Consider the following 13,023-nt stretch of genomic DNA (forward strand, 5'->3'; position numbering starts at 1 on the left):
TACTACTATCAAACAATTCCAATTGAACAGAAATATAATTATTAACAAAAACCAATTTCAAATTAAATAACAATATAATTTGTGAAAAAGTCTTTTTAATAAAAATAGAATACGCTTATCGCTCGTTATCGCTCGAATACGTGCGATAACTAATTGTTTACATTGACAAGTCGAGCCATTTTTCTTAGAATAAAGGTCAAATCAGCTTTTAAAGTTATTCATATGGTCTTGAGTACTTGAAAAGGCGTGAGGGGGAAAGAAGATGTTGACTGGTGAGCGACGAGTAAAACTACTAGATGCCATTGAAAATAAACAGTTTATCTCTGTGTCTCAGCTTTCTGAGATTTTTCAAGTTCATGAAACGACGATTCGAAGAGATCTCGACGAACTGGAATCTCAAGGATTAGTTGTAAGAATTCATGGCGGAGTAGTCCCCGCAAGTATCAAGCAAGATGAACCTGTATTTGAGGATCGGGCAACTGAAAATATCACTGAAAAAACGCGCATTGGAAAATATGCTGCAAAATTTATAAAAAGTGGTGAAGCAGTCATTTTAGACTCTGGAACCACAACTCTGCAAATCGCAAAAACTTTAAACGAAATGCCGCAGCTACAAAATATTACGATTATCACGAACGATGTGAATATCGCTTCGGTTTTACGATCAAACAGATCGATCACTACGATCGTAACTGGCGGAACCCTTTTTCATGATAGTTATATGTTAAACGGTCAAATCGCTAATGAATCATTACAGCAATTTAGTGTGGATAAGGCTTTTATCGCGACACCCGCACTTAATGTGGAAAAAGGTCTGACGCATTTTAATGAGTTGCTGATTACGACTAAAAAAAATATGATTACTGCTGCTGCCAAAAGAATTGTCGTCACTGATCATACAAAAATTGGCCGCCGCGCTCTGTATACCTTCCTGCCAATTGATAAAATTGATTTGTTGATTACAGATAACCAAACAGACAAAAAATTAATTGATGAAATGTATAAAAACGGCATCAAAAGCATCGAAAGCGTCTAAATCAAAAAGAAGGATTGGCAATAGTTTGCTGATCCTTCTTTTTTCTATTCATATTATTGATAGTCATCAGTGTAAATAGCGTATGAATGCAAAAAAGAGATGGTCCCCCATCTCCTATCGTTCTATAAACGTTGATTCGATCATGATCTTGTCTTTTCTATTATTGATAAATTGCAGGAAGGCTTCCCGTCCGCATTTTGTCAGATGGTAATCGATCGTTGAGAGATTCAGCAGCTTGCTGGCTAACAGATTGTCTTGTCCGACGATCAGCGGAAGCTTTTTGCCGCGATAAAAATCGTAAATTCCCGCACTCACTTCATCGCCGTTAGTCAGAATGGCTTCTACCTGATTTTCTTCGTAAAAGAATTTTCCCGCTCGATAGCCGTCTTCATATGTCCGGCAGTTCCGAACAACATCGGATTGGTCGAAGGTTTTAAAATTCTTCTTCGCCAGCTTTAAAAGGAGCTTGGTACTGTCGCTGTAGCGCTCATTTCTGCCTGTGGTCATACCGATCTTCTTCACGTTATGGTCAAAAAAGTAAGCCATCGTATCCATAAAAGCCTTCTCGCGATCGATCGAAACACTCGCCACGCCCTCATTTGGAACATATTCGCAAAAAATCAGCGGGCCGTATTGTTGATAATCCAAGATCTTCTTTAAGCTATTGATCTTCGAGGTAATGATCAGGCCGTCATACAGCTTGGTAGATAATTCTTCCAGATACCCCAATTCTATTTTCCGATCATAATTCGTGGGCAGCAGAGTGACCTTGTAATTATGATGAAAAGCTTCTTCGGCGATTCCGCTGACGATCTGTTCAAAATAGGGACGATTAAGCGATGGAACGATCACGCCGATATTATAGGTCTTTCCAATACTCAAATTTCGAGCAATGGAATTCGGCCGATAATTCAGCTCGTCTACCAGCTTTAGAATTTCACGCCGTTTTTCCTCATCGACATACGGGTAATTATTGATGACCCGCGAGATCATCGTAGTGGAATATCCAGAAAGCTTTGCTAATTCTTTAATCGTAACCATATCGAACTCCTTATCAAATAAGAGATAATCGCTTCAACGCATTGAAAATACCGTCATCATCATTGGTATCCGTGATCATATCCGCACTTTTCTTGACCGTAAGCGTTGCATTTCCCATCGCCACACCGATTCCCGAAGTCTGCAGCATTTCTCGGTCATTCAAGCCATCGCCAAAGGAAAGAATATCCTCTCTATCAAAACCTAACTGTCCAGCCAATTCCAAAATAGTCGTCGCCTTCGATCCGCCTGTAGGAATGATATCCACCCCATCGTCATGCCAGCGGACAAAATCAAAGGTTGAAAAATGCGGCTCAATCGCCTGCTCCAAGCTATGATCGTAAAAGGCCAATACTTGATAGACCAGCGCTTCAGCTTGGTTATGAACAGGCGGCAAAGCCCCGCCAACATAGCTCATAGCCCTACGCATTTTTTCCAAATCAAAGCTGGAAACCCGATACAATTGATTCAAGGTCACGATGACCGCATCTACCTTTGCCTGCGAGAATCGATTCAACAACTCATAAAGATCAGCGGATGCCAATTCGTTGCCGAAGGTTTGCCGGTGATCGACAAATCCAATGGCGCCATTACACACAATATAATTTTGAAAGCCCAGCAGCTGAATGATCGGCTTAGCATATAATAAACTCCTGCCTGTTGCGACAAACAACGTATGCCCTTGTTCCTTCAGCCTCGTCAAGGCTTCAAGCGTGGAGAAAAGAACTTTTTTATTACTCCCTAACAGTGTACCATCAATATCAAAAACAACCATTTTTTTCTTCGAAGCGGTCAATAAAACTCCCTACTTTCCTAAATGAACATTAGATTTCTTTTCAAACTAGACACGATATGATTCCCGTAATCGATAAACGTGTACCAATTCCGATCATAGAAAAAGGAAAGCGTGTCGACACCTTGTTCATTCATCACAGAAACATCCTTAATCTCAGACAGCTTGATTCGGCTTTTGATATTCTTCGCAAACAATCCTCTAGGCTTTTCTAAAAGCAGCGCATTTCTTTCAAACGATACTGAAACATAATAATAATCCACGCCCAACATATCCGTAATTTCTACTACTGAATTCATCTAAAACACTCCCTTTGCTGTTTTGTTACTCCTAGTCTAAATGATGAAACCAGTTGCAATGCAAGTGTTATTTAACAACTCCCCGACAAGCGAGATATTCAGAAGTTCAAGGGTCGATCGTTCCTTTATATCTGTAGCACAAATACACCTGCGGCTTTTGCAGCCCCGCAGGTGTTGATTGCTTATTCTTGTTTTTTTAACTAGTCTTCTTTCAGTTTTATCGGGACATATCTTTGCATTTGTCGATAGCCCAGCCCTTTTTCAATATCCTTTTGATAAATATTTTCTTCGTCTAAATAAGGCATATTGAACATAAAGCTGCGATTTTTATCGACTTCAAAATTTGTACTTTCGACCCATTGGAAGATTTTGTCTTGAACCTTCTTGATACTCTCATCATCTTCATCGATACTAACTGCCATCGCGTATAACCCGCCGGGAAAATCAATCAGCTGGAGCGGACTGACATCTTCTTTCCTGACGCTATCTTTGACAGCACACACCATGGTAGCTTTATCTTCATTTACCAGCATAAAATCCAAACAGTCAAAAATCACCGGACGGTATAAAGGATAGTGCTGCCATAATTGAAACATATAACCGCCTTCTTTGAAAATATCTTCAAACGTTTGCTCCCCAGAGGTTACGGCCCTAAACGGCGGAATTCTTATCACCATGACATCAGGGATCTTTTTGTCTAATTTATCCGTAATCTCGATCAAACGATTCATGTTTGCAGGTTTGCCGATGTAATCGACGCTTACGATTTGCGTTTCGATTTCTTTGGCTTTGTCATATAGCTGCTTAATATCGGCATTATTAGAAAAATTCAGCTTCTCTATTTCCTCAATAAAGTCGAGGACAATATTTTTCAATTCATTCAGCAGAGAAACCTCATCATCGATATTCTCTACTTTTTTCCCTAATACCTCTAAAACGACATCCGAGCCAGAAGCCCCGAAGATCCGCTTAATATCTTTGATACTGATGTTCAATTTTCGTAAAATAAGGATTTGTTCGATCCGCCGAACCGCATCGTCATCGTACATTCGATAAGGCGAGTCGCTGTTTCGGATACTTTTCAGCAACCCCATATCCTCATAATAGCGCAGCGCACGCGCTGTAATATTGTACTTGTTGGACACATCCCTAATCTTGACTAAATTATTCATAATCCATCTCCTCTTCCCATAACATAGTTCTATTATGAACGCTTACCCAAAGGAAGAGTCAAGTTTTTTTCTAAGCCTTTCCTTCTTACATCGAACAGGGAGATTCTGCGTATCTTAGGATAGAAAGCTGCTGATGGGCCATGCTATAATTGAGGCGAGAAAAGCCTTTCAGCTGAAAGGTGTGAAAAAATGCAAAAATATTTACCAACGAATGACTTGTTGTTTAAGAAGATGTTGACCTCCGAAGATTCCTCGCATATCCTAAAAGCTTTTGTCAAAGACCTGCTAGGCATCGAATTTCAGACCCTTACGCCAAAAGAAACGTATCATATTGACAGTTATAAGAAATCTTATGAAAAAATGGATATCCGACGAACAGAGGTGGACATCCTAGCCACCGGAGAAGACGGCAGCCATGCCACGATTGAATGTCAGATTCAACCACATGACTACTTCCATGAACGAACCATTTTCTATCTGGCAGAGGCCTTTCGCTCACCATTTGGAAATATCGATAAAAAGAAGGAAAAGAAAAAGAATAACTTTTCCAGTCTGCGTCCCGCATATGGGATTAATATTTTGAATTTCCATTTATTTGATCAAAAGGGCGAAGCGCTACAATTGTTTCGCATATTGAACGACCAAACCCATCAGCCTTTTTTAAATGGGGATGGGAAAGAATTATTGATTTTATGTTTTCTCAGTTTAAAAAATCAGCATATTGGAAGACAAAAGGCCGCCTATCATTGGCATTATTTTCTAAAAACCGGAGAAATCAAATCAACTGCACCTGACTATATAAAAGAAGCAAAAAGAAAGATTGAATTCTTAACCTTGGAAAGGAAGGAAAAAGAAATGATCATGAACATTGAAAAATCCAAAGCCATCTCTGATGCCGTCATTGTGACAGCTATGGAAAATGGGCGGAAAGAAGGACGAAAAGAAGAAAAGCGAACCCTAGCAATCGAGTTTCTAAAAATTGGAGTTAGTCCAGAAAAAGTAGCAAAAGCTACCGGACTAGACATCGAAACGGTTCACAAGCTCAAAAATCAGCAAGTATAACCCTGCTTGTTCCTGCAATCGGTTTCTTTTATAATGGATGTATCAAAGCAAAGGAGGCTTTTGTTTGACTAACTTGTGTTTATTATCGGTGATTTGCTCTTAATTCAGATGAAAAATTCATTTATTAAGGAGAGCAAACCATGAACATTACGATTCGAGAAACAACAAAGGAAGATAACGAGATTATCTATCAAGTAGAAAAACGTGCATTTGGAGAATTAGACGAGGCGGACTTGACTGAACTGCTGCTGGCAGATTCGACAGCTCAACCGCTGCTCTCTCTTTTGGCTTTTGCGGAAGATGAAGCAATCGGCCATATCCTTTTTACCAAGGCTTCGATCACAGAACACGAGCAGCTTTCTGTTCAGATACTTGCCCCATTAGCGGTGGTACCAGAATATCAAAAACAAGGAATCGGCGGCATGCTGATCAAGGAAGGCTTACGTCTTTTGAAGAGCAAGCAGGTTGATCTCGTCTTTGTCTTAGGTCATATCGATTATTATCCAAGACACGGCTTTAAACCGGCGTTGCCATTTGGACTGCAAGCGCCCTATCCGATAGAAAAAGGCAAAGAAGACGCCTGGATGGTCCAAGCCTTAAACCAAGATTTATCATTGAAGGACTATTCTGGAACCGTGCGTTGCTCGGATGAGTTTATGCGGCCAGAAAATTGGAGAGAATAGAACGTTCAAACCCTTGTGCCAAGTTGCGGCACAAGGGCTTTTCTATGCGGATAAAATATGTGTTCACTATAAAACGCAAAACAAGACGTCCGCAAATTTCACGGACGCCCTTTTCATTTTCGGGGGAAAACGATTATTTAGGATTTCACTTTATTTATGAACCAATTCCTTTTGCTCAAGTGTTTCGATCAACTTGGGATGAATGTATTCTTTATTTGCCAAAAGCATTTCATCTAGCATTGGTTTGGCAATATCGTAATCACCAACGAGCGGATGAGCAACCATAGCCAGCAATGCCTTGCCATAATCACCTTCAACTGCCGCTTTAACAACCAAGCTTTCGTAATTTTTAACTCCCGAAACCAAACCGTATACGCCTTCTGGAATATTATTTTGAACTAACGGTGTAATGCCGTTTTGGTTTAATACACACGGCGTTTCCACCGATGCGTCATAAGGTAAAAATTCAATCGCGCGTTCATTTTTCACATTCGCAACAATCCACATATCTTCATCATTATAGATTGCGGACAAGGCATCCAGAGCCAATTCACTATAACCTCCGCCTCCACGATTTTTTAAGATTTCCGGTTTGTCGTGTTGATTCGGATCGGACAAGGCTTCATAGATTTCTTTTTCCAAATTTAGAACAATTTCTCCGCGAGTATTTTGTGCCTCATTCAGTTCATTGAATTTTTTATTTCGGTGGAAGTAATATTGGCAATACAGGCTCGGCAAAGCGTTCAATTCTTTTATCAACGTTGGCTCAACGGTTTCGTGAATGTCAGCTACTTTATCAAATTCTTCCTTTGTAATTTTTCTCCCGTTAACACGAATGTTATAGGCGAAATTCATATGATTCAGCCCCACAAAATCGTACTTAACATCTTTGTAGTCCACACCCAATGCCCAGTCTACCCAAGTCCGCGGCCTCATACCGCCCGCGCACAAAGCAATGAACTTGGTGTTGGTATAGTTTCGAACGGCTTCTGCCAAAATTCCTGTTGGATTGGCGTAGTTGATCAGCCAAGCCTCTGGATTGTATTTTTCAACAGCTTTCGCGATTTCCAAAATTGCCGGAATGGTTCTCAAGGCTTTCATGTATCCGCCTGGTCCAGTCGTTTCTTGACCAATAACTCCATATTTCAACGGAATTTTCTCGTCGTTGATACGCGCTTGATTTCCACCTACACGAATTTGTGTCAGCACAAAGTCTTGTCCTTTGACCGCTTCCACCAAGTCCGTGGTTTTCACGATTTCAAACTCTAAACCGTGGAATTTCTTATATCGATTTAAGAAGTCGAACATAATATCCAGCCGCTTCGGATTGATATCCATGATCGTTAATTTTGATACCGGTAATTTTTCGCGACTGTTGGCGAAACCTTCAATAATCTCTGGGGTATATACGCTGCCTGCTCCTATGATTGCAATATTTAGTGACATTTCCTTCATCTCCTAATTAGTCTTTGGTTCCTATAAATTTAAAAAAGTTTTGATGTACTTTTTCATCTGGATTAAAGCCGCGTAATAAAGCCAATTCGTTGGCTAAAACTTGGAATACGATCGAAATTGCTAATTCCACACCGAAGCTGCTGGTTATCGGTGTTAAGTCAATGTCGCCCGCCTCCAAAGTAAAGCAGAGAATATTCGCCTGCTGTTCTTTAGCATATTCGGCGACTTTTTGTGTCAGTCCGCTGGTTTGACCTGAGCCAATGAAAATATGGTGGCTTCCGGCCTTTATCAGCCGATGAGGTCCATGGGTAAACTCCCCAATCTCATAAGCGGGAACTGGCACCATCAGAGTCTCCAGCAATTTAAGCGCCCCTTCATCAATCGTAGCCTTGAATTCTTCATCCGAGGCGACAGTGATATAAGTTGCTTGTTTCCATTCCTGATGTGTCTCGATCCACGCTTCCGTATTTTTCTTTATGACCGGCAAGGCATGAACAATCTGCAGCAGCTCAGCTTTGTTTCTTGCTCTTGTTTCTCCAGAGGTATTAAACGCCATCGCAAGCTGGATCAGTCGTACCACCGTTGCCGAAAAGCCGACTGTTTTAGGACCGATCTTTTCATCTTCACAATATAAGTCGATAAATTGATCGGCGACCTCCCGTTTCCTTGTATCTTTGGTGGCGCTGATCAGTATAGTCGGAACAGCCCGCTTCTTAGCAGCAATAATGGAATCGATAGTAGCGATACTCGTGCCTGTCTGGGAAATCGCCACCAATAAATGGCGGCCCAGTCCTGCTGATTGCGGCAGGTATTGATTCGGTGACAAAAAGAAACATTGCGCACTAGAGGTTGCGGCAAAATAGCGTTCACTGATTCTGGCGGCATTTAAAGAGCTGCCGGAGCCAACGAATACGATTTTTTTATATTCATGCCCGCCCTCTTCAACTTGGATATCTTCAGCCAAAAGCTTAGGTAAAAGTTCAAATTGTTCATCAATAAAGTGATTCATTTGATTCGTGTATTTCATTCGGCCTCACCCTCGACAGTACAGTCAATTTGAATTTCACTTTTTTCTTCTTCACCTGCAGCAAGCTCCAATCTTTCTTTTTCTAACATTTTAAAGAAAGGATAGTAGACCGCACCTGTCAATCCTAACGCAAAAACGCCATATAAAGCCGCGCGCCAATCACCGCCAGAGGTTAAATACTGCATCAAAATTGGCGGCGTTGTCCACGGAACCGTAGCAACAGGCCGTCCGATCAGATCAAAATGCATCAAGGCATAAGCAATGATTGCCAAAAGACAGTTGCAAAGCGTATAAGGAATCATCAGGATCGGGTTCAAAACAACCGGCGCACCAAAAACAATTGGTTCATTAATCTCAAACAGACTCGATGGAAATGACAGTCTTCCCAAAGTGCGAAGCCCTTTCTCCTTCGAAAACATCATGAAAATCACCAGCATCATGGTCGCTCCGCCGCCGCCGATAAAGATAAAATTAACGAAACCAGCCGCTGTAATATAAGGTGCAGGCTGTCCAGCCGCAAAGGCTTCCGCATTTGCTCCCAGCATCGTCAAGAAGATCGGATCAGCTACCGATAGAACCGCACCGCCATGGATACCAACACACCACAGCAAGGAGCGTAAAAACATAAATAAAACAATTCCCGGCAAGGTATTCAAACCCATTACCAAAGGACTAAATAAAGCATTCAAGCCCGCATTTATGTCAAAGTTCAAGAGAATTCTGATAATCCAGAAAAATGAAAGAGATAAGAGCAGCGGCATTAAAATTTCAAATGACTTCGCAATCGCCGGCGGTACACTATCCGGCATTCGAATCGATAAATTCCGTTTCAAACAGAAACGATATACCTCAACGACGATAAAGGAAATCAAAATTGCTGAAAAGACACCCAACGTCCCAAAGTTCTCCGTCTTTAAAGCAAAAGCCCCTTCGTCATTTAACCCAGTTTGCACTAACAGAAAACTTACCAAAGACATCAAGACACTGCGGATAGAGTCGATGTCATAGACTTTTGCCAGACTATAGCTGATACCGATCACCGCGATCAACCCTAAAACACTAAAGGTCACAGACGTTGGCACCATCAAGACATTCTTATACGGCTCAATGAACTTCTGATATCCTTGCGCCGGAAACTGCGCTAAAATCATAAAGATCGAGCCGATAATGGTAAACGGCACAGTCAAGATCATGCCGTTTTTTACAGCAACCATATAGCGATTCTCACCCAATTTGGTTAATGGCGGGGAGATTTTCTGATCAACAAAATTTACAAACTTATTCATTTTCTTCCTCCTCAATAATTTTTTTAATGGTTCGGTCAAATTGAATTGCTTTATACAAGGTCGTGCTTTCCTCAAGCTCAACATGCTTGCTCAAGAAAAAATACACCTTTCTAACGCGACTCAGCTCATTGTTGTTGCGCCATCTGACCTGAATCGGCAATTCAAATTTCAGCAGACTGCTTCTTGTAACTTTTTCCGTTTCTAAGACAAGAAGTGCCGCTTGTTTTTCGATCCAAAAGGTTGGATTGATCTTATCCTCTTCAATCAGATCAAACCAGTTTTGCTCTGAGACGGGATATTGTTTTAATACGATCGTCTTGATCATAGCGAGTACGTCATCTTTACGCTTCTTATCTGGAACCTCCAGCAAAAAGGTCTGATAATCGAACTGTTCTTCAACCGCCGAGACAATCTTTTCCGCTCGTTGATAAGCGATCCTTTCTCGCAGCAGTTCCAATTGTTTTGGATTATTTAGATCAATTTCGTTTCTGGACTTTGCTGTGTTGCTGTCAGGTGAAAAAGTGACCGCCAACTCCATATCGGCATATTCAAGAGAAGCCTCCGCATGAAAGCTGCTCAATGGAAATTCCTTTTCCAGCTTTTGCAGCACAAAACGCTGAAGTTCCTCACTGGCATTCAGTTTGACTAACACTTGAAAATCTCGTTTATTGCCATAACAATGATTCAGTACATAAACCAATTCAAAAGCAATTTCATCGTCGGTCATTTTTACATTCAGATCCGGTTGATTCCAATGCGCTAATTTTAGTGCAACAAACTGAGCCCCATAATTACTTAAAAAATGATTCAGCATTGGATGAAAAACTGCGATTCTGTACTCTTGACGAAGCTCGATCTGATACAGGTATTGATTCAATTCATTGATCAGTCCGTCTTTATCCCGCAGCTCAATCCCGGAAATATCTTCAAAACTTTCCAGCAAGGCCGCTGCACTATGATTTGTCCCCTCTTTGCCTTCAAAAAAGGAAAACGCCGTACAATATTCTTGAAAACGTTCCTTATTGTACCGTTGGCTGAAATTAATCATTAAGGCTGTTTCGATTCTCATTTGAAAGTATTCACCTGCTGTTGCTGCTGTCTTTGGCTCTTCCTGTTTCTTGTTTTCCTTGCCAAACAGTAAAATATCAACGGAAAGATGAATGATCAGTGTCTGCAAAAAATCAAAATTGAAACGATACCCATAACGCTCCTTCAGATCATGCAAAACCTCTACAATCAATTGTTCGAACTTCGGATTTAACACACTGTACAAAATATTCTCATTATCTGAAATGTATTTATTGTTCTCATACAAGATAGAAATGCCAAATTGATGAACGATATCAATGATCGCCCGTTTAATTAGTTTTCGTTTACCTTTTATTTTTGTGCCTTCGTGATCCCGCTCCAAGCACAGGTTATAAATCCACAACTCCTTTTCTATAATTTTCAAATCAAGGAAAATAGCATTTTTACTTACATAAAACTGTTCAGCCAGCTTATTGATCGAAGTTTTCTGACGGAAGTTCAGCAGCAGCAGCAGCTTCAATACTTCCCTTCTGTAGATTGCGGAAAAGTCTACAAAAGGAATGATATTTACATTTTCCTCAGTTTCTTCAATCTGAGTCAGTCGAATCCCAACACCGTATTTGCGTTCTACCTTCAAATTATTTCCTGTCAGAAAAGGTTGAATACGATGTAATAGATTTCGAATTGTGCGCACGGATACATTCAAAGACTCGGCCAAAGACTGAAAACTTTGAAACTCCTCCTTTGCCATTAATTGTTCAACTAGGTATTGCTCATTTGACGTCAACATTTTTTCTTCACCTACCAAGAAAGCGATTTCTTGTACCCATAATATAAGTTATCTGTTCAGCTTCCGATACTCAACATGTTTTCCCAACTTTAGGAAGATTTTCAAACGATAAGCTGCTGACTAAAACTTTTGTTGTTTAAATTAGACTACCTGCAGTCCTTTATACCCACCCGCAACACAAGGGCTTTTCTTTGCAGATTTGTAGAATTTTGAGTATAACTGAGGAAATAGAACCTCGCGATTGCGCGAAAGGGAGAGTAAAAATATGTATTCATTAGTTCCCGAAAATATGTTTGAAGTCGAACAAAAGCTGAACTACCTGTTAGAAAAAGGCAAGGATGCCACTGAAGAAGAAGTCATCCGCCAAGCGGTATTGGACAATGCCCAGCAAATTCTTGATGGTGATCTGGAAGGACCATACTGGAAAGTAAAATGGCAGCCGGAAGATCAGATACTAGCCATTTTTGACATCATGAACAAAGAAGTCGGCACGGTCGACAGCTTATCCGGTTCATTCATCGAAGATTTCCGCAGCAGCGCACCGAATGTGATTCGTCACCTTGCGGAAAAAATCCAAAAGATCGTCAATGATAATTAAAATTTTTACTGATGTCTCTGCAAAGATCGTCAATAATCTAGCGAGGTGAACCAAATGGGAATGCAAATAAGCTTCTTTGTCAAAGACCAACCAGAGGGCTGCTATTTTGAAAAAGTACAAGCCAGCTTTTATGAGGAAGAGGAAAACATCGAGACTCTTTATCCAAAGGATCGCTTTGATGCCATACTGGATGAAGCGTTGCTGCGGATTCTACGCAAAGTGTTCGATACATTGGAGAAGATCGGCGAAGTGGAAGAATATCTGCAATTTTTAGATTTTAACATCGAAAATCCTTATAATTCTACTTTCGTCAGCAAACACTTTCTTCTATATAAAAATGCAGATGTTGAAAGCTTAATGAACCATGTACTGATGGAAGTCGCAGAACCGTTGGCTGAGGGTTACTTTGAATCGATGATCGATTATCTAGAAACGAATATCGATGATAAAGTCTTTGTCGATTTCCGTCTAAATGGTGAGGAATTATTACTGGAGGTTCAAAGCCAAGGCAAAAAAGTCAGTCTGACAGAACCATTAAAGCAATTAGTGATTGATTATGATGAATCCTTTGAGCGAGTGGCGACAGAATTTTTGGAGAGTTTGATTTGATAGACGATAATAGACTATCCAGCGAATGCTTATCAGATATATAATGTCGGTTCATTTCTCTTCTTTTTCTCTTCTGAATCACTCAAGTTCCAAACATTTCTTTGAAGTCTTTTTGTTTCCTCCAATGTTTTCTGAATATTGAACGA

General features: G+C 40.6%; 13 protein-coding genes and 1 other annotated feature (1 of these 14 only partly in view). Of the genes, 5 read left to right on the forward strand and 8 right to left on the reverse strand.

Annotated features, from left to right (window positions below; genetic code table 11):
• Positions 1-42: a sequence feature (16S ribosomal RNA rRNA prediction is too short), on the reverse strand (it extends 522 nt beyond the left edge of the window).
• Positions 43-262: 220 nt separating this feature from the next.
• The gene (locus tag A5875_RS12100; protein ID WP_088933828.1) at positions 263-1,036 is read left to right on the forward strand and encodes a DeoR/GlpR family DNA-binding transcription regulator; all 774 of its coding nucleotides are present in this window, start codon (positions 263-265) and stop codon (positions 1,034-1,036) included.
• A gap of 114 nt (positions 1,037-1,150) precedes the next feature.
• Here A5875_RS12100 and A5875_RS12105 read toward each other — a convergent pair whose 3' ends face one another.
• From A5875_RS12105 to A5875_RS12120, 4 genes are all read right to left on the reverse strand, one after another.
• Positions 1,151-2,077 (reverse strand): LacI family DNA-binding transcriptional regulator, encoded by a 927-nt coding sequence (locus A5875_RS12105; RefSeq protein ID WP_088933829.1) that lies wholly within the window; start codon positions 2,075-2,077, stop codon positions 1,151-1,153.
• Positions 2,078-2,090: 13 nt separating this feature from the next.
• Positions 2,091-2,870, reverse strand: coding sequence for an HAD family hydrolase (locus A5875_RS12110; protein WP_422851527.1), 780 nt, complete (start codon positions 2,868-2,870; stop codon positions 2,091-2,093).
• A 17-nt stretch (positions 2,871-2,887) separates the two neighbouring features.
• Positions 2,888-3,166 (reverse strand): hypothetical protein, encoded by a 279-nt coding sequence (locus A5875_RS12115; RefSeq protein ID WP_088933830.1) that lies wholly within the window; start codon positions 3,164-3,166, stop codon positions 2,888-2,890.
• Between the two features lie 200 nt (positions 3,167-3,366).
• Positions 3,367-4,338, reverse strand: a complete 972-nt coding sequence (locus A5875_RS12120; RefSeq protein ID WP_088933831.1) for a MerR family transcriptional regulator — start codon at positions 4,336-4,338, stop codon at positions 3,367-3,369.
• A 189-nt stretch (positions 4,339-4,527) separates the two neighbouring features.
• Between A5875_RS12120 and A5875_RS12125 the strand changes: the two genes are divergently transcribed.
• Together A5875_RS12125 and A5875_RS12130 are read left to right on the forward strand one after the other, a co-directional pair.
• Entirely contained in the window at positions 4,528-5,400 is an 873-nt protein-coding gene (locus A5875_RS12125) for an Rpn family recombination-promoting nuclease/putative transposase (protein ID WP_088933832.1), read from the forward strand.
• A gap of 140 nt (positions 5,401-5,540) precedes the next feature.
• Positions 5,541-6,083 (forward strand): GNAT family N-acetyltransferase, encoded by a 543-nt coding sequence (locus tag A5875_RS12130; protein WP_088933833.1) that lies wholly within the window; start codon positions 5,541-5,543, stop codon positions 6,081-6,083.
• A gap of 150 nt (positions 6,084-6,233) precedes the next feature.
• On the opposite strand, the gene A5875_RS12135 is transcribed toward A5875_RS12130, so the two are convergent.
• Genes A5875_RS12135 through A5875_RS12150 form a run of 4 tightly spaced genes read right to left on the reverse strand, consistent with a single transcriptional unit; the run spans position 6,234 to position 11,670 of the window.
• On the reverse strand, positions 6,234-7,529 hold the full coding sequence (locus tag A5875_RS12135) for a 6-phospho-beta-glucosidase (RefSeq protein ID WP_088933834.1): 1,296 nt from the start codon (positions 7,527-7,529) through the stop codon (positions 6,234-6,236).
• A gap of 16 nt (positions 7,530-7,545) precedes the next feature.
• Entirely contained in the window at positions 7,546-8,565 is a 1,020-nt protein-coding gene (locus tag A5875_RS12140; protein WP_088933835.1) for an SIS domain-containing protein, read from the reverse strand.
• A complete protein-coding gene (locus A5875_RS12145; RefSeq protein ID WP_088933836.1) occupies positions 8,562-9,851 on the reverse strand; it encodes a PTS sugar transporter subunit IIC in 1,290 nt (429 codons plus the stop codon). The genes A5875_RS12140 and A5875_RS12145 overlap by 4 nt, the downstream gene beginning before the upstream one ends.
• Positions 9,844-11,670 carry an HTH domain-containing protein gene (locus tag A5875_RS12150; protein ID WP_088933837.1) on the reverse strand — a complete coding sequence of 609 codons (1,827 nt, stop codon included), beginning with the start codon at positions 11,668-11,670 and terminating at the stop codon, positions 9,844-9,846. The genes A5875_RS12145 and A5875_RS12150 overlap by 8 nt, the downstream gene beginning before the upstream one ends.
• 265 nt (positions 11,671-11,935) lie before the next feature.
• Here A5875_RS12150 and A5875_RS12155 point away from each other — a divergent pair, with 265 nt between their 5' ends.
• Both A5875_RS12155 and A5875_RS12160 read left to right on the forward strand, forming a co-directional pair.
• Complete coding sequence (locus A5875_RS12155; protein WP_088933838.1) at positions 11,936-12,268, forward strand: hypothetical protein; 333 nt, start codon at positions 11,936-11,938, stop codon at positions 12,266-12,268.
• 54 nt (positions 12,269-12,322) lie between these two features.
• Positions 12,323-12,877 (forward strand): hypothetical protein, encoded by a 555-nt coding sequence (locus A5875_RS12160; protein ID WP_088933839.1) that lies wholly within the window; start codon positions 12,323-12,325, stop codon positions 12,875-12,877.
• The last annotated feature ends 146 nt before the right edge of the window (positions 12,878-13,023 follow it).

The sequence above is a fragment of the Enterococcus sp. 3H8_DIV0648 genome (assembly GCF_002140655.1).
Classification (GTDB): Bacteria; Bacillota; Bacilli; order Lactobacillales; family Enterococcaceae; genus Enterococcus_A; species Enterococcus_A hulanensis.

Coding starts and splice junctions, on each gene's coding strand:
- A5875_RS12120 (WP_088933831.1), bottom strand. CDS start 4,338: ATGAATAATTTAGTCAAGATTAGGGATGTGTCCAACAAGTACAATATT.
- A5875_RS12150 (WP_088933837.1), bottom strand. CDS start 11,670: ATGTTGACGTCAAATGAGCAATACCTAGTTGAACAATTAATGGCAAAG.
- A5875_RS12145 (WP_088933836.1), bottom strand. CDS start 9,851: ATGAATAAGTTTGTAAATTTTGTTGATCAGAAAATCTCCCCGCCATTA.
- A5875_RS12105 (WP_088933829.1), bottom strand. CDS start 2,077: ATGGTTACGATTAAAGAATTAGCAAAGCTTTCTGGATATTCCACTACG.
- A5875_RS12135 (WP_088933834.1), bottom strand. CDS start 7,529: ATGTCACTAAATATTGCAATCATAGGAGCAGGCAGCGTATATACCCCA.
- A5875_RS12115 (WP_088933830.1), bottom strand. CDS start 3,166: ATGAATTCAGTAGTAGAAATTACGGATATGTTGGGCGTGGATTATTAT.
- A5875_RS12140 (WP_088933835.1), bottom strand. CDS start 8,565: ATGAAATACACGAATCAAATGAATCACTTTATTGATGAACAATTTGAA.
- A5875_RS12125 (WP_088933832.1), top strand. CDS start 4,528: ATGCAAAAATATTTACCAACGAATGACTTGTTGTTTAAGAAGATGTTG.
- A5875_RS12155 (WP_088933838.1), top strand. CDS start 11,936: ATGTATTCATTAGTTCCCGAAAATATGTTTGAAGTCGAACAAAAGCTG.
- A5875_RS12100 (WP_088933828.1), top strand. CDS start 263: ATGTTGACTGGTGAGCGACGAGTAAAACTACTAGATGCCATTGAAAAT.
- A5875_RS12160 (WP_088933839.1), top strand. CDS start 12,323: ATGGGAATGCAAATAAGCTTCTTTGTCAAAGACCAACCAGAGGGCTGC.
- A5875_RS12130 (WP_088933833.1), top strand. CDS start 5,541: ATGAACATTACGATTCGAGAAACAACAAAGGAAGATAACGAGATTATC.